Annotated in this window: 21 protein-coding genes and 1 pseudogene; 15 read left to right on the plus strand and 7 right to left on the minus strand. The window is 67.0% G+C overall.

What is annotated here, in order from left to right; genetic code table 11:
* Positions 1 to 40 precede the first annotated feature (40 nt).
* Complete coding sequence (locus C265_RS01460; protein WP_010810278.1) at positions 41 to 556, plus strand: DUF1097 domain-containing protein; 516 nt, start codon at positions 41 to 43, stop codon at positions 554 to 556.
* A 78-nt stretch (positions 557 to 634) separates the two neighbouring features.
* Here the strand turns inward: C265_RS01460 and C265_RS01465 are convergent, their stop codons facing one another.
* The gene (locus C265_RS01465; protein ID WP_255266277.1) at positions 635 to 1,003 is read right to left on the minus strand and encodes an AraC family transcriptional regulator; all 369 of its coding nucleotides are present in this window, start codon (positions 1,001 to 1,003) and stop codon (positions 635 to 637) included.
* 138 nt (positions 1,004 to 1,141) lie between these two features.
* Positions 1,142 to 2,038 carry an AraC family transcriptional regulator gene (locus C265_RS01470; RefSeq protein WP_010810280.1) on the minus strand — a complete coding sequence of 299 codons (897 nt, stop codon included), beginning with the start codon at positions 2,036 to 2,038 and terminating at the stop codon, positions 1,142 to 1,144.
* 98 nt (positions 2,039 to 2,136) lie between these two features.
* Here C265_RS01470 and C265_RS01475 point away from each other — a divergent pair, with 98 nt between their 5' ends.
* The 9 genes from C265_RS01475 to C265_RS01515 all read left to right on the plus strand — a co-directional run bounded on the left by C265_RS01475 (position 2,137) and on the right by C265_RS01515 (position 10,031).
* Positions 2,137 to 2,880 carry an SDR family oxidoreductase gene (locus C265_RS01475; RefSeq protein WP_010810281.1) on the plus strand — a complete coding sequence of 248 codons (744 nt, stop codon included), beginning with the start codon at positions 2,137 to 2,139 and terminating at the stop codon, positions 2,878 to 2,880.
* Between the two features lie 129 nt (positions 2,881 to 3,009).
* Entirely contained in the window at positions 3,010 to 4,065 is a 1,056-nt protein-coding gene (locus C265_RS01480) for a LacI family DNA-binding transcriptional regulator (RefSeq protein WP_052181581.1), read from the plus strand.
* A 245-nt stretch (positions 4,066 to 4,310) separates the two neighbouring features.
* Positions 4,311 to 5,114, plus strand: coding sequence for a transporter substrate-binding domain-containing protein (locus C265_RS01485; protein WP_010810283.1), 804 nt, complete (start codon positions 4,311 to 4,313; stop codon positions 5,112 to 5,114).
* 54 nt (positions 5,115 to 5,168) lie between these two features.
* Positions 5,169 to 5,927 (plus strand): amino acid ABC transporter permease, encoded by a 759-nt coding sequence (locus tag C265_RS01490; protein WP_010810284.1) that lies wholly within the window; start codon positions 5,169 to 5,171, stop codon positions 5,925 to 5,927.
* The gene (locus C265_RS01495) at positions 5,924 to 6,574 is read left to right on the plus strand and encodes an amino acid ABC transporter permease (RefSeq protein ID WP_010810285.1); all 651 of its coding nucleotides are present in this window, start codon (positions 5,924 to 5,926) and stop codon (positions 6,572 to 6,574) included. The genes C265_RS01490 and C265_RS01495 overlap by 4 nt, the downstream gene beginning before the upstream one ends.
* Positions 6,561 to 7,295: an amino acid ABC transporter ATP-binding protein gene (locus tag C265_RS01500; protein WP_010810286.1), complete on the plus strand. Its 735-nt coding sequence runs from the start codon at positions 6,561 to 6,563 to the stop codon at positions 7,293 to 7,295. The genes C265_RS01495 and C265_RS01500 overlap by 14 nt, the downstream gene beginning before the upstream one ends.
* Positions 7,292 to 8,080: a sugar phosphate isomerase/epimerase gene (locus tag C265_RS01505; protein ID WP_010810287.1), complete on the plus strand. Its 789-nt coding sequence runs from the start codon at positions 7,292 to 7,294 to the stop codon at positions 8,078 to 8,080. Before C265_RS01500 ends, C265_RS01505 begins: the two co-directional genes overlap by 4 nt.
* A complete protein-coding gene (locus C265_RS01510) occupies positions 8,077 to 9,021 on the plus strand; it encodes a sugar kinase (RefSeq protein WP_010810288.1) in 945 nt (314 codons plus the stop codon). The genes C265_RS01505 and C265_RS01510 overlap by 4 nt, the downstream gene beginning before the upstream one ends.
* A 20-nt stretch (positions 9,022 to 9,041) precedes the next feature.
* Positions 9,042 to 10,031: a D-glycerate dehydrogenase gene (locus C265_RS01515; RefSeq protein WP_010810289.1), complete on the plus strand. Its 990-nt coding sequence runs from the start codon at positions 9,042 to 9,044 to the stop codon at positions 10,029 to 10,031.
* Between the two features lie 15 nt (positions 10,032 to 10,046).
* On the opposite strand, the gene C265_RS01520 is transcribed toward C265_RS01515, so the two are convergent.
* A complete protein-coding gene (locus C265_RS01520) occupies positions 10,047 to 11,009 on the minus strand; it encodes a tripartite tricarboxylate transporter substrate binding protein (protein WP_010810290.1) in 963 nt (320 codons plus the stop codon).
* Between the two features lie 77 nt (positions 11,010 to 11,086).
* On the opposite strand from C265_RS01520, the pseudogene C265_RS32720 reads away from it, so the two are divergent.
* Positions 11,087 to 11,272: pseudogene (locus C265_RS32720) on the plus strand (biotin carboxylase N-terminal domain-containing protein); the annotation flags it as partial.
* A 163-nt stretch (positions 11,273 to 11,435) separates the two neighbouring features.
* On the opposite strand, the gene C265_RS01525 reads toward C265_RS32720, so the two are convergent.
* Positions 11,436 to 11,936: a DUF6496 domain-containing protein gene (locus C265_RS01525; protein WP_037023434.1), complete on the minus strand. Its 501-nt coding sequence runs from the start codon at positions 11,934 to 11,936 to the stop codon at positions 11,436 to 11,438.
* Positions 11,937 to 12,160: 224 nt separating this feature from the next.
* Complete coding sequence (locus C265_RS01530) at positions 12,161 to 13,063, minus strand: LysR family transcriptional regulator (RefSeq protein ID WP_010810292.1); 903 nt, start codon at positions 13,061 to 13,063, stop codon at positions 12,161 to 12,163.
* A 257-nt stretch (positions 13,064 to 13,320) separates the two neighbouring features.
* On the opposite strand from C265_RS01530, the gene C265_RS01535 reads away from it, so the two are divergent.
* From C265_RS01535 to C265_RS01550, 4 genes are all read left to right on the plus strand, one after another.
* Entirely contained in the window at positions 13,321 to 14,496 is a 1,176-nt protein-coding gene (locus C265_RS01535; RefSeq protein WP_011617489.1) for an alpha-hydroxy acid oxidase, read from the plus strand.
* On the plus strand, positions 14,493 to 15,173 hold the full coding sequence (locus tag C265_RS01540) for an RraA family protein (RefSeq protein WP_010810294.1): 681 nt from the start codon (positions 14,493 to 14,495) through the stop codon (positions 15,171 to 15,173). Before C265_RS01535 ends, C265_RS01540 begins: the two co-directional genes overlap by 4 nt.
* Complete coding sequence (locus C265_RS01545) at positions 15,170 to 16,252, plus strand: hydroxyacid dehydrogenase (protein WP_010810295.1); 1,083 nt, start codon at positions 15,170 to 15,172, stop codon at positions 16,250 to 16,252. Before C265_RS01540 ends, C265_RS01545 begins: the two co-directional genes overlap by 4 nt.
* A 70-nt stretch (positions 16,253 to 16,322) precedes the next feature.
* Positions 16,323 to 17,327: a tripartite tricarboxylate transporter substrate binding protein gene (locus tag C265_RS01550; RefSeq protein ID WP_010810296.1), complete on the plus strand. Its 1,005-nt coding sequence runs from the start codon at positions 16,323 to 16,325 to the stop codon at positions 17,325 to 17,327.
* A gap of 517 nt (positions 17,328 to 17,844) precedes the next feature.
* Here the strand turns inward: C265_RS01550 and C265_RS01555 are convergent.
* Complete coding sequence (locus C265_RS01555) at positions 17,845 to 18,849, minus strand: tripartite tricarboxylate transporter substrate-binding protein (protein ID WP_010810297.1); 1,005 nt, start codon at positions 18,847 to 18,849, stop codon at positions 17,845 to 17,847.
* A 52-nt stretch (positions 18,850 to 18,901) separates the two neighbouring features.
* Positions 18,902 to 19,144, minus strand: a complete 243-nt coding sequence (locus C265_RS01560) for a hypothetical protein (RefSeq protein WP_010810298.1) — start codon at positions 19,142 to 19,144, stop codon at positions 18,902 to 18,904.
* Between the last annotated feature and the right edge of the window lie 186 nt (positions 19,145 to 19,330).

The following is a 19,330-nucleotide window of genomic DNA, read 5'->3' on the forward strand; positions in this document are numbered from 1 at the left end:
GAGGCCAACCGGGCAGGTCATCTTCCGGAAGGAGGCTCCCATGCCGAAGATTGGCATTTCGGTACAGGCTGCGGCACTGAATATCCCGCCAGGCACGTTCCATGGCATTACCCTGATCGGGGCCGTGGTGGCTGCCGTTACGACTTTCCTGACGCTCACCGCAGCGCTACCCGCCTGGGCCATGTTCCTTGGCTGGGTCGCATTCAACACAGGCTCGCAGACGGCGCGCGAAGGCGCAGCGAACCTTGCGGCATTCCTGCTCGGCATCGTCTTCGGTGCTGCGACCGGACTGCTGATTGGATGGCTGACGCCGCGCTTCGGTGACCTGGCTACACCGCTCGCGGTGTTCGGCGACGTGGTACTCGTGCTCAGCCTGCGCGCGCTGCCACGGATCAACAATCCGCTTGCCTATTTCCTTGGCCTGATCAGTTTCTTTGCTGCGAGCCAGCCACCGTCGCTGATGTTGTTAGGGGCGCTGGCCGCTGCCGGTGTGCTCGGCGCGATCGGCGCCGGTATCAGCAACGTGCTGCAGGCGCGACTGGCGCGCGCAGTTTGAGCCGGCTTGTCTGCGCCGAGCAGGCAACGCTCAGCCGAGCCGGCGCGGGATCGCCTATCGCTTTCACGCGCGCGCCCCTCAGACCACGTTGATCGTGACGTCGATGTTGCCCCGCGTGGCCTTGGAATACGGGCAGGTCTGATGCGCCTCGTGCGCCAGGGCCTCCGCGGTCTCGCGCTCCACGCCTGGGACGTGCACGTTGAGGCGCGCCTGCAGGCAATACGCATCGCCCGCCATGCCGAGGTCGACTTCGGCGTCGATGGCCACGTTCTCTGGCAGTGCAATCTTTATCTTCCTGGCTGCCAGGATGCGCGCCGTTTCAACGCGCAGCTGCTCGACTGCACGTGCGGGTGATTGACCGGTGTTCAGCCGGAACTCGCGGCCGAAGTGGCGTGGGCTCATATGCACGGAATCTGCGAGCCTTTCAACCGAGAGGTCTTCGTGCAGGTGGGTTCGCCGAAGATTCGCAGGAATGCCCGCCGCATGCGTTCGGGTCGGTGAAGCCCGTCAGGCTGGCGATGCGCTCGACGGTGAGTCGATCTGCGTCTATCAGGGTTTCTTCGCCCCTGCGTGGAACACGACGTTCTAGCGTTTGCGCGCGTAGAGACTCGGTGGTTGGCCGACGTGCCGGCTGAACGCGGTGCTGAAGGTAGTTGCCGAGCCGTAGCCGACCCGTTCAGCCACTTCGGCGATCCCGATGTCATGGCGACGGAGCAGGTCCTTCGCCACGGCCATGCGCCAGGCGATCAGGTATTCCATCGGTGGCATTCCCACGGCGCGCGTGAAGCGCTCAAAAAAGGTCGAGCGCGACAGCGCTGCCTTCCTGGCGAGTTGGGCCACCGTCCACGAGCGCGCGGGATCGGCGTGCATCTGCCGCATCGCTGACGCGAGTCGCGTATCGGTCAGGCCACGCAGCAGCCCCGGGGGCGCGTCCTCCCCCGAAGTTGAGCGCAGCGCTTCGATCAGCAGCACCTCCACCAGGCGCGTGAGCACGAGCTCGCGCCCCGACCTCCGTTCACCCGATTCCTCGCTGACGAGCCGCACGATTGCCGAAAGCCGCTCGGCGCCGCGCACATGCACCAGCGCCGGCAGCAGCGACACCAGCAACGCAGCATTGGACGAGTCAAAGACGAAGTAGCCGCCGAGCAGTCGCACATCGGGGCGTCCACCGCGCCTGCCGTGACGAACTTCGCCCATCGGCGCGGGCGTGACTTTGGGGTCGATGCGCTCGGGCGCCACCGGCTCAAAGCCCGACAAGGTGAAGCCCGGCGTTGCCGGCAGGAGCACGAAGTCGCCCGCCTCAAGCGTGAGGGCATGCTGGCCGTCGACGGCGAGACGACAACTGCCCTCGAGCACGGCGCAGAAGCTTGGCTGGCCGAAGTCAGCGTAGCGAACACCCCAGCGGCCGGCGCCGCTGATGGACTTCGAGAACACGGCACGCGGCTGAAGCAGCGAGATGACTTCTGACAGGGGATCGCTCATCGCCGGACGATTGCAAATGAAATCTGGACTTTTCATTGTAGGCAGTCCGTCGCATCCCCGCTATCGTTGCCGGCATCCAAACCACCACCGAAACCCTCATGAAAACCGTGCTGATTACCGGCTGCTCCTCTGGCTATGGCCTTGAAACCGCGCGCCACTTCCACGCGCAGGGCTGGAACGTCATCGCCACCATGCGAACGCCGAACGAAGAACTCTTGCCCCGATCCCACCGGATCCGCGTGCTGGCGCTCGACGTGACGAAGCCCGACAGCATCGCCGCCACGCTTGCAGCGAGCGGAGCCATCGACGTGCTCGTCAACAACGCGGGCATCGGCCTGTTTGGCGCCTTCGAGGCCACTCCGATGGCCACGACGCGCGAGGTGTTCGAGACCAACACGTTCGGCGTGATGGCGATGACCCAGGCAGTGCTGCCCCAGTTCCGTGCGCGCAGGTCGGGCGTGGTGGTGAACGTGACCTCGAGCACGACGCTGGCGCCGATGCCGATGGTAGCCGTCTACACCGCGAGCAAGATGGCCATCGAAGGCTTCACCGCATCGCTCGCGTTCGAGCTCGAAGCGTTCAACGTGAGCGTGAAGCTGGTCGAGCCAGGCTACGGACCGACCACGCGCTTTACCAGCAACGGGGGACCGCGCATGGAGGGCCTGATCCCCGAGGCATACGCGTCTTGCGCGCAGGGCATCTTTGCTTCCCTCTCGCAACCGGCAGCGGTGACGACCGAGGCCGAGGTGGCCGAAGCGGTTTGGCGTGCCGCCAACGACAGGTCCGGGCTGCTTCGGTTTCCGGCAGGTGCCGATGCGGTAGCGCTGGCTCATTCGGGATAACCGTCGAAGGGTCTGGCCCTTCGACGGTTCGCCGCACCAGGTATCGGAGCCCAATCGCCTCGGAGGCTGGCACATCCCCACAGGCCCGAGGCATAATCGTGAAACTGGTTTCACCGAGACCCGAACCCTATGCCGCGCCCTGTTATCCGACCTGTGTCCGACCAGAAACCTGCAGAGAAACTCACCATCCAGGACGTTGCCGACTATGCGGGCGTGTCCAAGGCAACCGTATCGCGCTACCTGAACCGGGGCGGCGAGCAGCTTTCCGCGGACGTGGAGGCGCGCGTCGCCGCGGCCATCCGCGCGCTCGGCTATAGCCCCAGCCCGATGGCGCAGGGGCTCAAGCGCGGCAAGTCGCGCCTGATCGGCCTGGTGGTCGCGGATGTCTCCAATTCGTTCTCGGTGGCCGTGCTGCGCGGCGTTGAGAAGGCCTGTCGCGACGCCGGCTACATGGTGATGCTGTTCAACCTCGGCAATGACGAGCAACTGGAGCGCGAAGCCATTCGCTCGCTGTCGGCCTACCGGGTCGAGGGCTTTATCCTGCACACGCTGGGCCACGATGCCGGCGCCCTGGCCGATGCGGCGCAGTTGGGCAAGCCAGTGGTCCTGGTCGACCGCAAGGTCGGCGATGCCGAAGTCGACCTGGTGGCCCTGGACAACCAGACCGCCGTCCAGGAAGCCGCCGGCCACCTGGTCGAAGCCGGCTACCGGCGCCTGCTGTTCATCAGCGAGCCGATCAAGGCCATCAGCTCGCGCAACGAGCGGGCGCGCGCGTTCCGGGCCTTTGTCGCCGAACACGTGAACACGGTTGGAGGGACCGTTTTTGAAGCCCAGCGGGGTGACGACGATGCCCTGGATGAAGCGCTGCGCGCGCTGCGCCGTGGCGCCGGACAGGCACCCGTTGCCGTGCTGGCGGCCAACGCCGTGATCTCGCTGCGCGTGGCCGCATCGGCCGCCAGACTAGGGTGGCAGCTTGGCGCCGACCTGGGCCTGATCGGCTTCGATGATCCGGAATGGGCTGCACTGGTCGGTCCTGGCCTCAGCGCCATTTCCCAGCCCACCGACGATATCGGGCGCGTTGCCACCAACTGCCTGATAGAGCGCCTGCAAGGCACGCAGCTGCCGCCGCGCCGGGTGCTGTTGCCCGGCACGCTGGTCACGCGCGGATCGACCCGCCGCGCCTGATCGCAGAGCCCTTCCCCACCGGCGCCCGCCGTGCCCGCCTGATCCACGCCTGCACCCGCTGCGCACGTCCAGCGGGTGCCTGACGTGCCTGTTTCCACATCCGCCAAACGCAGTTTTTGACCGTAAGGGTTTCCACTGCTGGATCTCTGAAACCGGTTTCCTATAATCCTGAAACCGGTTTCAAGACGGTGCTTGCCGAACGCTGCGACGCCAGCGACACATTCCATAAACGTGCAGGAGACATGATGAACGTCCAACGCTTGTTGCGCCGCGCAGCCGCGCCCGTGCTGACTCTGCTGGTCCTGACCAGCGCCGCTTTCACCGCCCAGGCGCAGACCGTCGCCGAGATCGTCAAGAAGGGCAGGGTCACCATCGGCGTGGTGACCGGCGCCCCGCCCTTCGGCACCACGGACGCCACCGGCAAGCCCGCCGGCTATGACGTCGACGTGGCCAACCTGCTCGGCAAGTACCTGGGCGTGCCGGTCGATATCGTTCCGCTCACCTCGCCCAGCCGGATTCCGGCGCTGGAGGCCGGCAAGGTCGATTTCCTGGTCGCCACGCTGGCGCCGACGCCCGAGCGGGCGCGGGCCATCATGTTCAGTGCACCCTACAGCGCGTTCGAGCTGACCATCTTCGCGCCCGTCGCTGCCAAGTACGCCAGGCTGACGGAACTCGGGAAGAAGAAGGTGGGCGTGACGCGCGGCACCACGCAGGACACCGCGCTGACCCGGCTGGCCGTGCCCGGCATGAACATCGTCCGCTTCGAGGACGATGCCACCTGCGCGCAGGCGCTGATCAGCAACCAGGTCGAAGCCATTGCCCTGCCCAATACCACCGGCAACGAGATCATGAAGGCGCGCGGTGCCGGCAAGTTCGACGCCAAGTTCGCGTTCTCGGTGCAGCCCAATTCAATGGCCGTGCGCCGCGACGCCTTCGAGCTGCGCCAGTGGCTCAACACCACCATCTCCTACGTCAAGCTGAATGGCGAACTCGACGCCATTGCGCAGAAGTGGACCGGCAAGGCGCTGCCTGCGCTGCAAGCGTTCTGAACCAGGCCGTCTGAGGTTGCGCGCCGGCGCCAGCCGGCGTGCCAGGAGACCCCCATGAACTACCAATTCGAATGGACCCCGGTGCTGTCGCAGCTGGACCGCTTCGCGGAAGGCGCGGCGATGACGCTGGCGCTCAGCTTCGGCTCGATCCTGCTTGGCACCGTGGTCGGCACCGCCGGCGCGATTGCCGCCGCTTTTGGCGGCCCCTGGCTGCAGCGTGCGACCAGGGCATATGTCGAAGCCATCCGCAACACGCCCTTCCTGATCCAGCTCTTCATCATCTTCTTCGGCTTGCCAACCGTGGGCCTGCAGATCGATGCCGTCACCGCCGCGGTGATTGCCATGACCGTCAACCTCGGCGCCTACTCGACGGAAATCATCCGGGCCGGCCTGCAGGCAGTTCACCGCTCGCAACTCGAGGCCGCTGCCGCGCTGGGCATGACACGCTGGCAGCTGATCCGCCACGTCGCGCTGGTGCCGGCTTTCGAGAAGGTCTATCCGGCCCTGACCAGCCAGTTCACGCTGATGATGCTGACGTCGAGCGTGGTGTCGACGATCTCGGTGGAAGAGTTGACAGCGGTCGCCAGCCAGGTCGATTCGCAGACCTTCCGCACCTTCGAGAGCTACATCCTGGTCATGTTCGTCTATATCGGCCTGGCACTGATGCTGCGCGCCATATTCGGCCTGATCGGCAACCTCGTGTTCAAGCGGCGCCGCGTGGTGGCGCGCGCACGAAAGCTGGCCCGCACGGCCCGCATCGCGCCAATGGCGCAGGCGGAACTGACGGCAGCGGCTGCAGGGAGCGCGCAATGATCACCGAGTTCTCCTGGAATCATCTTGAAATCCTGCTGCTGGCAGCGCGCTGGACGCTGTGGGTGACCTTGCTCGCCTTCGTCGGCGGCACGCTGGCCGGCTTCCTGGTGGCGCTGGCACGTACCTCCAGAAGCCCGATGCTGCGCCTCGCCAGCACGGCCTATATCCAGGTCGTGCAAGGCACGCCGGTGCTGATCGTGCTGTTCCTGAGCTACTACGGACTCTCCGTGCTCGGGCTCAAGCTGTCGCCGATGGTCGCGGCCATGCTGGCGATGTCGATCTACGCCAGCGCCTACCTTGGCGAAATCTGGCGCGGCTGCATCGAGGCCGTGCCGCAAGGACAGTGGGAAGCCAGCGAAGCGCTCGCCCTCACCCGCTGGCAGCAGCTGCGCTACGTGGTGCTGCCGCAGGCCGTGCGGCTGGCCTTGCCGCCCACGGTGGGATTCTCGGTCCAGCTGGTCAAGAACACCTCGATCACTTCCATCATCGGCGTCATCGAACTGACCCGCGCCGGCCAGTTGATCAACAACGCGACCTTCCAGCCCTTCGCGGTCTTCGTCGTCGTCGCACTTATCTACTTCGCGCTCTGCTTCCCGCTGTCGGCGGCGGCGCGGCGCATGGAAAGGAGGCTCCATGTCAATCGTTGAAGCACAAGGCGTGCACAAGTCATATGGCGCTGTCGAAGTCCTGAAGGGCGTTTCGTTTGCGATCGAGCCGGGCCAGGTGGTCGCCATCATCGGCCGCAGCGGCTCCGGCAAGAGCACCATGCTGCGTTGCCTGAATGGCCTGGAGACGATCAACGCCGGCGACATCACCGTCGCCGGGCACAAGCTGGATCACGACCGCAAGCGCTTGCTCGACCTGCGCCGCGACGTGGGCATGGTGTTCCAGAGCTACAACCTGTTTCCGCACCTGACCGTGGGCGAGAACATCGCGCTGGCGCCGTCCATCGTGAAGAAGATGGCAGCCAGCAAGATCGACGGCATCGTCGACCAGGTGCTGACCCAGGTCGGCCTGCTCGACAAGAAGGACTGCTACCCCGAGCAGCTCTCGGGTGGCCAGCAACAGCGCGTGGCCATCGCCCGTTCGCTGGCGATGGAGCCCAAGGTGATGCTGTTCGACGAGGTCACCTCCGCGCTCGACCCCGAGCTGACAGCGGAAGTGCTTCGGGTCATGGAGAACCTCGCTGCCTCCGGCATGACCATGGTGCTGGTCACGCATGAAATGGAGTTCGCGCGCCGCATGGCGCATACCACCATCTTCATGCACCAGGGCAAGGTCCACGAGGCGGGGCCATCGAAGGCGCTGTTCGCGCAGCCGCGGACACCGGAACTGCAGCAATTCCTCGGCGCGGGAGCACTGAAATGAGCCATTGGCAAGCAGATGGTGCTTCGCGCCCGCCGGTGCTGATCTCGTTGACAGCCTATGGCGCCGACTTCGCCCTGCGCGACGGACAGGCCGCACTCGCGCGGATTGCCGCGGCAGCCGGCGCGGACGGCGTGGAATTCCGCGGCGAACTCCAGCGCGGGCACAAGGATGAAGTCATTGAACAGCGCGAGGTCGCCCGGCAGCATGGGCTGAGCGTGGTCTGGTCCAGCCCGGAAGGCCTCTGGAGCGAAGCCGGCAGCCTCGATGCCGCCGCGCTCGACCGTGCCTTCACGACCGCGCTGGCGCTCGGTGCGACCCGGGTCAAGATGTCGCTTGGCGGCTATCGGGAAGGCACGGCACTGGAAGCACTGCTTCCCTGGCTGCGGCACGATGGCATCGAACTCGTCGTGGAAAACGACCAGACCGCCCAGGCCGGCACCGTACCGCCGCTGCGCGACTTCTTCGCGCGTATCACGGCGCTCGGCGAGAACGTGCCGATGACCTTCGACATGGGCAACTGGCACTGGACCGGCGAAGACCCGCTCGACGCCGCGCAGGTCTTCGGCGCCGGCGTCGGCTACGTGCACTGCAAAGGCGTGCAGCGCACGCCTGCCAAATGGATCGCGGTCCCGCTTGATCAGTCAGCGGCACCATGGCGCAGCGTCTTGCGCCGCCTGCCCACGCACGTTGCGCGTGCGATCGAATTCCCGCTGCAAGGCGAAGACCTGGTGCAGGTCACGCGCCATCATGTCGAACTGCTGCGTTCGGTGGAGGTCCCCGCATGAGCACCGATCTTGACGTGGTCACGCTGGGCGAGGCGATGCTGATGCTGGTCGCCGGCGAAGCCGGGCCGCTCGAAGGCGCGCAGACGTTCCACAAGCGCACCGCCGGTGCCGAGACCAACGTGGCCATCGGCCTGTCGCGCCTGGGCCTGAAGGTTGGCTGGGCCAGCCGGCTGGGCGACGACTCGATGGCCCGCTACCTGCTCGGCGAAATGCAGCGCGAAGGCGTGGATTGCAGCCAGGTGGTGTGCGAGCCCGGTGAGCGCACCGGTTTCCAGTTCAAGGGCCGGGTCGACGACGGCAGCGATCCGCCCGTCGAATACCACCGCCGCGGCTCGGCGGCGAGCCGCATGAACCCGGAGCACCTGGACGGCAGGTGGCTGCGGCGCTCGCGGCACCTGCACGTCACCGGCGTGTTCCCCGCGCTGGCCGCAGGCACGCAGGCTGCCACGCGCCAGGCCATCGCCACCATGCAGGCCGCCGGCCGCACGATCTCATTCGATCCCAACCTGCGGCCCACGCTGTGGGCCTCGCCCGAGTTGATGCGGGAGACGCTGAACGACCTGGCGCAGCAGTGCGACTGGGTGCTGCCCGGCATCGAAGAGGGCCGCTTCCTCACCGGCCACGCCGAGCCGGAACGCATTGCCGCCTTCTACCGTGCCCGCGGCGCCAGGCTGGTGGTGGTGAAGCTGGGCGCCGACGGCGCCTACTTCGATGGCGAGGCCGGCACCGGCCATGTCGAGGCATTCAGCGTCGAGCATGTTGTCGATACCGTTGGCGCCGGCGATGGCTTTGCCGTCGGCGTGATCAGCGCGCTGCTGGAGGGCCGGCCAGTGCGCGACGCCGTCCGGCGCGGCGCCTGGATCGGCGCCCGCGCGGTGCAGGTGCGCGGCGATACCGAAGGCCTGCCGACCCATGCCCAGCTGGCGGCCGCCAGTTTGTGAAGCCACTGCAAGGATTACCGATGCGCAAGAATGTCCTGGTGTTCCGCCCGATTCCTGATGACCTGCTCGCCAGGATCGAATCGGAGCACGATGTGATCGTGGCCGACCCGCGCCAGCCGGCACAACTGCCGGCCTTCCACGCCGCGCTGGCCAATGCTCATGGCCTGATCGGCTCAAGCGTGAAGCTGGGCGCAGCGGAACTGGCCGAAGCGGGCCAGTTGGAGGTGATCTCGAGTATTTCGGTCGGAGTCGACAACTACGACCTTCCCTGCCTGCACCGGCGCGGCATCACCCTGTGCCACACGCCCGGCGTACTCACCGAGACCACCGCCGACACTGTCTTCGCGCTCATCATGGCCACGAGCCGCCGCCTGGTCGAGCTTGCGGCGCATGTGCGCGAAGGCCGCTGGGCCGCCAACATCGGCGAGGGCCTGTTCGGCTGGGACGTGCACGGCAAGACCCTGGCGATCCTGGGCTTCGGACGCATCGGCCAGGCCGTGGCGCGACGCGCGGCGCTCGGCTTCGGCATGGAGGTGCTCTACGTCAACGAGACCGCGGCGGAACCGCCTGACCTGGTGGGACGCGCCACCCGGACGGATCTCGACGATGCCTTGCAGCGAGCCGATATCGTCGCCGTCACGCTGCCCCTGACCGACAGCACGCGTGGCCTGATGGGCCGGCGCGAGTTCGCGCTGATGAAGCCGGGCGCCATCTTCGTCAACGGCGCCCGCGGCCAGATCGTGCAGGAAGACGCGCTGCTCGCGGCGCTCGAAAGCGGCCACCTGCGCGCGGCCGGGCTGGACGTCTTCGCCACCGAGCCCCTGCCGCAGGATTCACCGCTGCGCAGCCATCCCAGGGTGACAGCCCTGCCCCATATCGGCTCGGCCACGCATGAGACCCGGCGCGCCATGGCCGAACTCGCCACGCGCAACCTGCTGGATACGCTCGCCGGGCGGCAGCCCGCCGCGCGCTTCGACCTCGCGGCCTTTGCCGCCCGGGCAGCCGCCTGATACGGACACGCTGCCTCACTTCCGCAGGTTGGTCCTGGCCACCAGTACCTTCATCACCGCGTTGTCTGCCGCGATCATCGCCTTGAAGGTCGCCGCGTCGGCATAGGCAATCCCAAGGTTCTGCCGGCCCAGCGCCGCCACGAAGACAGGGTCCGCCACCGCCTTGCGGCTGGCGGCCGCGAGGGTTTCGAGCACTTCAGGTGGCGTGCCCCTGGGCGCGGCCAGTCCGCGCCATGTGCCGATCGAGAGGTCGATACCGCGCTCACGCAGCGTCGGAACGTTCTCGAAGCCCCTGACACGCTGCCCGGCCATCACCGCGAGCGTCTTCACCTTGCCTGCGGCCACATAGGCCGATACTTCGGCCGGACTGACGGCCACCGCGTCGATATGCCCGCCCATCAACGCCACCAGGGCCGGCGCCGCACCGGAGAACGGCACATGATTGAATTTGACGTGCGCCTTGTCCTCCAGCGCCGTCGCCGCCAGGTGCCAGATCGAGCCCGGGCCGGAATTCCCGACCTGCACCTCCCCCGGGTGCGCCGCGGCGAATGCCAGGAACGCCTCGATGGTGTTCCAGCGCGAGTCGGCCTTGACCGTGATCGCCGACGGATCGGCATTCAGGCGCGCGATCGGCACCAGCTCGGCGGCGTCGAGGGTGGTCGGCCCGAGATGCGGGACGATCACGGCTTCCGCGATGATGATGCCGAGCTTGTAGCCATCGGGCCTGGCGCGGGCCACTTCCGTCATGCCGATGGCGCCGCTGGCACCTGGCTTGTTCACCACGGTCAGCGGCTGCGGCAGGTACTTTCGCATGGCTTCGCTGAAGGCCCGCGCAACCGTGTCGGTACCACCGCCCGCCGTGCTTGGCACCACGAGTTCGACAGGATGATCCGGGTAGGGCGCCGCGGGCGCATGGCCGACGGCGGCAAGTGAGGCCAGCAGGGCGGCCATGTGAAACAGCTTGCGGGGCGATCGCATCTATGGCTCTCAATTCAGGGGGGGCGGAGAAGTTGATTCCGTTGGGGGAAGCCTCGGACACACGACGTGAAAGACCATCGCATCCCGGATATGGGTTCTTGTCCGAGAGCGCGGATTTTGCCGAAGCCGTTGGAAGGGACGGGTTGGGCATCGGGCCTACCGCGGCTTCGATCCGGCGCATGGGCGACAAGGTCAGCGCCAAACGCGCCATGATCGAAGCCGGTGTCCCCGGCGTTCCGGGCTCCGAGGGCGCACCGACAGATTCTACGCCAGCCCCCTGGCCGAAGAGACCTACTCGCTGCTCGACCGCACAGTCGAAGCCGGCGAGAGAGTGGGTGGCTTACCTCCGTGTCGGTTCAGTGCGGTGAACGCCGGAGAACGCGGCGTGCCAGGCGCGCAGCTTGCCGACAGCGGTACGCTGGTTCGCTAACGGGCTGACTCCTTCCTTGCCGCACGCGTTCTAGCGGCCTTGCGGGCCGCTTCGGAGCGACCGGCAGCTCCCTTGGTGCTGGCGGCCTTCTTCGCGGCAGCCGAGCGATCGGTCGCCGTGCGCTTGCTTGCCGCGCTCTTGGCCTGGGCAGACAGCGCCTTGGGAGAAGCACCGGCGGTGCTCTCGCGCTTGAGTGCCTTGAGCGCGGCCTGGGACCGCTTGGCCGTGCTTTCTGAACTCGCCCGTCGCGGTGCGGCCTTGGCGGCAGCAGCCTTGGTTTCCGCCTTGGTCGCGCCCTTCTTCGGCGGTACCTCGACGCCGGCGCGGCGCGCCTCCGACAAGCCGATCGCTATGGCCTGCTTGGCCGAGCGCACGCCGTGCTTACCCTTTCGCACGGCTTCGATCTCGTCGTGAACGAAATGGCCGGCCTGGGTGGTCGGCGACTTGCCTGCTCTCTTGTCTGCCCTGGCTTGGGCTATGCTCGATGCCCTTGGCATGGTCGTCTCCATGACGGCCGCGGTCATCCGGCACGGGCCATGGCAGATGCAATGTCCGCGGCGCTGTTCAGGGCCCGCCATCTGCCGGCGGGTTAAAAAAATCCCTCGCAAATGTCGTTCCAGGCGTGCAACTGGCGCGCCACTGCCACTCATAGAGGCGACGGTTGTACTGCCGCGTGCGAAATCTGCACACCTTGGGCCAAATCTACCCTGCGAGACGCGGTCTACACCAGGCAACGCGGCGCCTGGAATTCGATCACGTCCTTGATGACATCGCGCATCTCCGTGATCAGCAGGCGCGCGTCGTCGCGACGCCATTGCACGACATAGTGCAGCGGTTCCAGCGCGCCGCCCTTCTTCAGGATCTGCAACACCCCGCGCGCTTCCAGCGCTTCGGCCCACTGCCTTGGCATGAAGGCGAAACCCAGCCCCTCCGCCACCATGCCGACCACAGCGCCCCAGCTGTTGCACACCAGGCGACGGTTGACCGCCATGCCACGGGTGGCCAGCCACTGGTCGAGCACCCGGGTGCCGCCCGCGCCGACCGGCAGGGACAGCAGCAATTGCTCCGCCATCAGCCGCCGGGGATCGTCGGTGCCGGTCTGGTCGATAAAAGACTCGCTCGCGACCCAGACAAAGTCGACCTGCGCGATCCGCTCCGACGCGAGGCTGCTGCGCGATGACGGCCCGGCGATCACCGCGAGGTCGAGTTCGCCATCTTCCAGGCGCTGCTCCAGCACCTGACCGATATCGACGTAGGGCTCGAGCTGAAGCTCGGGGTGCCGGATGGCCGTCTGCCGTACCAGCCGGGGCAGCCAGGTCAGGCCGCTCAGTTCGCCCAGGCCCACGCGGCAACGGCCTTGCAGGCCACGGCTCTGCCCCGCTGACTGCTGCAACTCGGCCGCGACCCGCAGCAATTCGCGGATGCGCGGCAGCATCTGCTCGCCCTGCGCCGTCAGTTCGGCGCGGCGGCCGCTTCGGTCGAACAGCTGCACGCCGAGGGAGGTTTCAAGCTCGGCCACCCGCTTGGACAGCGAAGACACGGACAGATGGCAGCGGTCGGCGGCTACCGAGAAGTTGAGGCAGGTCGCGGCCCAGTAGAAGGCTTCCAGTTGCTTGAGGGTCATGGGATCCGCGCCGCGGGCGGCGATTATTAGTTTCCTAAAAGCGAAATTATAGCTTCGTTATTTTTCGCTTTTATCGATTCCCTGCGGTTGCTAGATTGAAGCCTCGTCGTCGCCTTGGCCCCCTATCGATCATGTCAGCTCTTCATGCCCCTGCTGCAGAAAACGCCGCTGACCGCGCCACAGATGCCGTCGGCACCGCTTCCGCGCCGCGCGTGACGACTGCAAGCGCAAGCGGCGCAGGTACCTTGCGCCGCCAAGTGCTTTCGCTGAACGACCTTGAACCGCTCGCCCGCCGCCGCCTGCCCCGGCCGCTGTACGCCTACGTCAGCGGTGCGGTGGAGGACAGCGTCTCGCTGGCGGAGAATCGCCGCGCCTTCACCGAGATCGCGTTGCGGCCACGCGTGCTTGCCGGCGTGGCCACGCGCGAACTGGACTTCGAGCTGTTCGGCAGGCGCTATGCCGCCCCCTTCGGCGTTGCACCCATGGGCATCGCCGCGTTGTTCGCTTACCGCGGCGATATCGTGCTCGCGCAGGCCGCGCAGCAGGCCGCGGTGCCGGCGATCATGAGCGGTTCATCGCTGATCCGGCTGGAAGAAGTGATGGCAGCCGCGCCCGGCACCTGGTTCCAGGCCTACCTGCCCGGCGACGTGGCGCAGATCGACGGGCTGTTGTCGCGCGTCGAGGCGGCAGGCGTATCGACGCTGGTGATCACCGTCGATACGCCCGTTGCGGGCAATCGCGAGAACAACGTGCGCGCCGGCTTCTCGACACCGCTGCGGCCAAGCCTGCGCTTGGCATGGCAAGGCATCACGCATCCGCGCTGGCTGCTCGGCACTTTTGCGCGCACGCTGCTGCGGCACGGCATGCCGCACTTCGAGAACGCCTATGCGCACCGCGGCGCGCCTATCCTGTCATCGCGCGTGCTGCGCGACTTCTCCGACCGCGCGCATTTCACCTGGACGCACCTTGAAGCCATCCGCCGGCGCTGGCAAGGCACGCTGGTGGTCAAGGGCATCCTGACCGCGGAAGACGCCTTGCTGGCGCGTCGGCACGGTGTGGACGGGGTCATCGTTTCGAACCACGGCGGCCGGCAACTCGACGGCGCCATCGCGCCGCTGCGCGTCCTGCCTGAGATCGTGCACGCCGTGCCCGACCTGCCGGTGATGCTCGACAGCGGCGTATGCCGCGGCACCGACGTAATCAAGGCGCTCGCGCTCGGCGCGCGTTGCGTCTTTGTCGGCCGGCCGTTCGCCTATGCGGCGACGGTCGGGTCCACCCCCGGCGTGGCGCACGCCATCGACTTGTTGCAGGCCGAGATCTCGCGCGATATGGCAATGCTCGGCCTGACCCGGCTGGCAGACATCGGCCCTGCCTGCATCCGGCCTGCCGCTTCACTACCCCACATGCCCCCTCACCCGGAGACTTATCGATGAGCACGCTTCACGGCTTTCGCATCCACCCCAAGCCGGCGCCGACTGCCAGCAACGCGCTGCTGGAACGCTACCGCAGCTTCCCGGTGGCCAATGTCAGCGACGCAATGTGCCGCACCGTCGGCACCACGCGGCTGCGGCCCTATCACCGGCGCGATGGCGTCATGGCCGGCCGCGCCCTCACCGTGCGCACGCGCCCGGGCGACAACCTGATGGTGCACAAGGCCCTCGACCTCTGCGGACCCGGCGATGTGATCGTCGTCGATGCCGGCGGCGCCGGTCCCAATGCCATCATCGGCGAGATCATGCTGGCGCTGGCGATCGCGCGCGGCGCAGCGGGCTTCGTCATCGACGGCCTGATCCGCGACAGCGATACGATCGGCAAGGAGACGTTGCCCGTGTATGCGCGCGGGGTCTCGCACCGCGGTCCTTACAAGGACGGTCCCGGCGAATTGCATGTGCCCGTCTGCATCGACGGCATGGTGGTGCGCCCCGGCGACCTGGTGCTGGGCGATGGCGACGGCCTGCTGGTCGTTGCGGCCGAGGATGCCGAGGAAATCGCCGCGCGCGTGGAGAACGTACAACGCACCGAAGCAGCGGTGCTCGAGTCGATCGCGCAAGGCCGCGCCGATCGGAGCTGGGTCGAGCGCACGCTGCGCGAAAAGGGGGCGGTCGTATGAACGCGCCCGTCCTGCTGATGCCTGCCGCCGGCACGGTGGTCCGTTTCGACCACTGGCTGGACGCAGCCTTTGACCGCATCATTACGGCCACGCCAGGCCTGACGCTGCACACCTGCGCCCGCAAAGGCGCCGACGCGGCCGCCTGGGACCGGCTGTCCGGCGCCCATGTCTACCAGATCTCGGCCGCCAAGGACGAGATCCCGCGCCGCTGGTTCGCCGACGCCGCGCTGCTGGCGCGCTGCCCGAACCTGCTGGCGGTGTCGTCCAGCGGCTCCGGCTGCGACACCATCGACATCGATGCCTGCACCGAGGCCGGCGTCGCGGTGCTCAACCAGGCCGGCGGCAACGCCGACTCGGTGGCGGAGATGACGCTGGGCCTGATGCTCGCGGTACTGCGCCGCATCGCCGAATCCGACCGCAGCCTGCGCGCGCACAACTGCGAGAGCCGTGAGGACCTGATGGGCCACGAACTGCGCGGCCGCACGCTCGGCCTGGTCGGCGTGGGCCACGCGGGCCGCCGCGTCGCCGCACTCGGCCGCGCCTTGGGCATGCGCGTGATCGGGTGCGACCCGGCGCTGGATGCGGCGGAGCTGTCCGCACGCGGCGCACAGGCCGTGTCCTTCGAGGAATTGCTGCGCAGTGCCGACATCGTCTCGCTGCATTGCCCGCGCGATGCCACCACGCTGCGCATGATGGATGGCGCCGCCTTTGCCGCGATGCGGCCGGGCAGCATCTTCGTCAGCACCGCGCGCGGCGGCATCCACGATGAGGGCGCGCTGCATGCGGCGCTGGCCAGCGGCCATCTTGCCGGCGCCGGTCTGGACGTGTGGGACCAGGAGCCGCCACCACGCGCCCACCCCTTGCTCGCGCTGGACAACGTCGTCGCCACCTTCCACACCGCTGGCGTTACTCACGAGGCACGGCGCAGGAACGCCGAACTGGCCGCCACTCAAATCGTCACGCTGCTGACCAGTGGCGAGCGGCCCGAGCGGCTGGTCAATCCCGAAGTCTGGCCGCGAGCGCGCCTGCGCATTGCGGCGGTGATGCAGGCTGCCGCCCTGTCATCGGTCACACCTTAGCCCGCGATTCCGCAGACTATTCTTTACACATAACACGCTGGCATACCAGACCGGCGAGGAGACACCAACCATGCACCCGACCCAAGACCAATGGCGCCGGCGCTTTCCCCTTCGCCTGGCCGGCGCGCTCGCGCTGGCCTGCGGCCTCGCCGCCGCGACCGGCGCACAGGCAGAGGCGCCCTATCCCAACCGCCCTATCCAGATGATCGTGGCCTACGGTCCCGGGGGCGGGACGGACCTGGTGGCACGGTTGCTGGCCCGCCACCTCGAGAAGCAACTCGGCGGCGCCACGGTGGTGGTGCAGAACAAGCCCGGCGCGGGCGGCGCCATCGGCTTCGCCGAACTGGCACGGTCCGCGCCGGACGGCTACACCATCGGCTTTATCAATACGCCGAACCTGCTGACCATTCCCATCGAGCGCAAGACCACCTTCACCTGGCGCAGCTTCGACCTGATCGGCAACCTGGTCGACGATCCGGGCGGCTTCACGGTGCACAACAGCAACGGCATCGACTCGCTGGCCGCGCTGATCCGCCATGCCAAGGCGCATCCGGGGGAGGTGTCAGTCGGCACCACCGGCGTCGGCTCGGACGACCACCTCGCCATGCTGCTGTTCGAGAGGGCCGCGGGCGTCAAGCTCACCCATGTCGGCTACAAGGGCGCAGGCGACGTGCGTGCGGCGCTGGTCGGGCAGCAGCTCACCATCGGGGCCATTAACGTGGGCGAAGCGCTGCAGTACCAGAAAGGCGGCTCGCCGATCAAGTTCCTTGGCCAAATGGGCGCAACACGGGCAACGCTGGCCCCGAACGTGCCCACCTTCCGCGAACAGGGCTTCGACATTGAGCTGGCTTCGCTGCGCGGCCTGGCGGCGCCCAAGGGCCTGCCTGAGCCGGTCAGGAAGAAACTGGTGGAGGCGATGGCGCGCGTGGTCGCGGATCCGCAGTTCCGCCAGCAGGCCGAAGCGATGTATGCGCCGTTGCACTATCTGGCGCCGGCCGCCTACAGCGCGGAGCTGGAGCGCGGGGAGACGGGCTTCCGTCAGCTGTGGAAAGAGATGCCGTGGCAGGAGAACTGAGCTTTGCTGCAAACGCTGGGGGTTCCTCGCCGATCAGGTTCTCCGCCGGAATCTCCAGGCTACGACTGGCTGCCCGAGCAAGGCGCCGAGCTTGTTCGACACGATGCGCGCCACCACGTCGGTGCTGCCGCCGGCGGCGAAGCGTACGACCAGGCGGACGGGATGGTCAGGATAAGCAGCCTAGGCGTGCGCGCTGAACGAAATGAGCGCACCGATCCCTACTTGAGCAAGCAAGCGTTTCATGTCTCTTCCACGAAGATAGTTTTGATTGGGTGGCGCATTGCGCGTCGACACCCTTTGAAACGATGGTAGCGAGCAACCGTGGCGACGGTGAAATAGAAAATTCCGCTGCTGCTATCAAGGGGCGGCATGCCTGGGGCTTCTACTGCGGTGTTAACCCGAAGCTTGGTCCGCGGGCGCCGCGTAAGCGCAAGTACGCCGCGCAGCCATCGTCGCGCGGCGTACATTCAGGGTGCAACGGAACGCAAGCGCTGGCGCGCTTGCCGCCTGCAGGATGTCAGTCGGCCTCCACCTTCATCGTCTTCAGCAGCGGCTGCCACTTGTCGCTTTCCGACTTGAGCCAGGTGCGCAGCCCTTCCGGCGTCTGCTTGTCTACCGGCACAACCTCCGCACCCAGGTCGTCAAGCCGCTTGGCCACGGCGGGATCCTTCAGTGCCTGCTGCAGCGCCCTGGTCAGCCTGGCAGTGACCTCGGGCGGCGTGCCCTTGGGCGCATAGATCCCGTGCCACACCTTCATCGAGAAGCCCTTCAGGCCGCCTTCCTGCAGCGTCGGCGCATTCGGCAGCGCCTTGATGCGGCTAGGCGTCGTCACGCCGTACAGCTTGACCCGGTTGGCATTGATATGCGGCAGCGTCGAGGTGGTCTGGTCGCACAGCAGGTCCACCTGCCCGCCCAGCAATGCCGTCAGCGCGGGGCCGGTGCCCTGGTAGGGAATGGAAGTCATCTTGACCTTGACTGCCTCCTCGAACAGCAGGCCGCATAGCTGCGAAACCGCGCCAAGGCCGGCATTGGCCAGCGAGACCTTCTCCTTGTTCTGCGAGACATACTTGATCAGCTCCGCCGCGTTGGCCGGCGGCAGGTCCTTGCGGCCCAGCAGCGTCATCGGCACATCCGCCACCTGCCCGATGTACTCGAAGTCCTTCATCGGGCTGTAGGAGAGCTTTTTGTACAGCGCCGGCGCCGTCGCCATGCCATTGTGGTGGATCAGGATGGTGTAGCCGTCGGGCTGCGCCCGCGCCACGAATGCGGCCGCCACCGTGCCGCCGGCGCCGAGCTTGTTCTCCACGACAACGCTCTGTCCCAGATCCTTCGACATGGCCTGGCCAAGGGCCCGCGACACCACATCGGTCGGGCCGCCGGCCGAGAACGGCACCACCAGCGTGATGGGCTTGGACGGATAGGCATCCGCTGCCAGCGCCCCCGCGGAAAACGCCAGTCCAAGCGCTCCGCACGTGATCCACTTCATACCGGCCAGCGTGGCCTTGCCCGCTTGAACGCACATATCACCGTCTCCATGTCGCCGGCACGCTGACTGTGTCGCGCCGATCGGTTTATCAAACAGCGCTAGAGTGCGAGATAGCGGCACCGAAGGACAATCCGGATTTATCGAACGGGCCATACGGCCAGGCCGAACGCACGCCAGCCGACCACCCGGTCGGGAACTTCTGCCCGAAGTCGCAGGTCTCCCGGACCAGCATGGCGATGGACGACACAAGCTTGCTGCGCTGGTCACTCTTGCAGATGGCGGCATCCGCCCGCCACCATGGCGCATCTTCCGGCGCAGGTCGAGGCTTCATGTTCAGCTCTCCATCGCCACGCGCCCACGGCACTGGTCCGCTTGAAATCGCCTGAAATTTTCAACCAATGAAAATATATGGCATTCGTTTGACGCTCGTTCGCTCCCCTCCCTAAGATCTCCCGCACATAGTTTCCCTCAACGAAACCAGATGCGCGCGCACCGCCTCGCGCCCAGGAGACAACCC

Source organism: Cupriavidus sp. GA3-3 (assembly GCF_000389805.1).
In the GTDB taxonomy this organism is placed as follows: Bacteria; Pseudomonadota; Gammaproteobacteria; order Burkholderiales; family Burkholderiaceae; genus Cupriavidus; species Cupriavidus necator_D.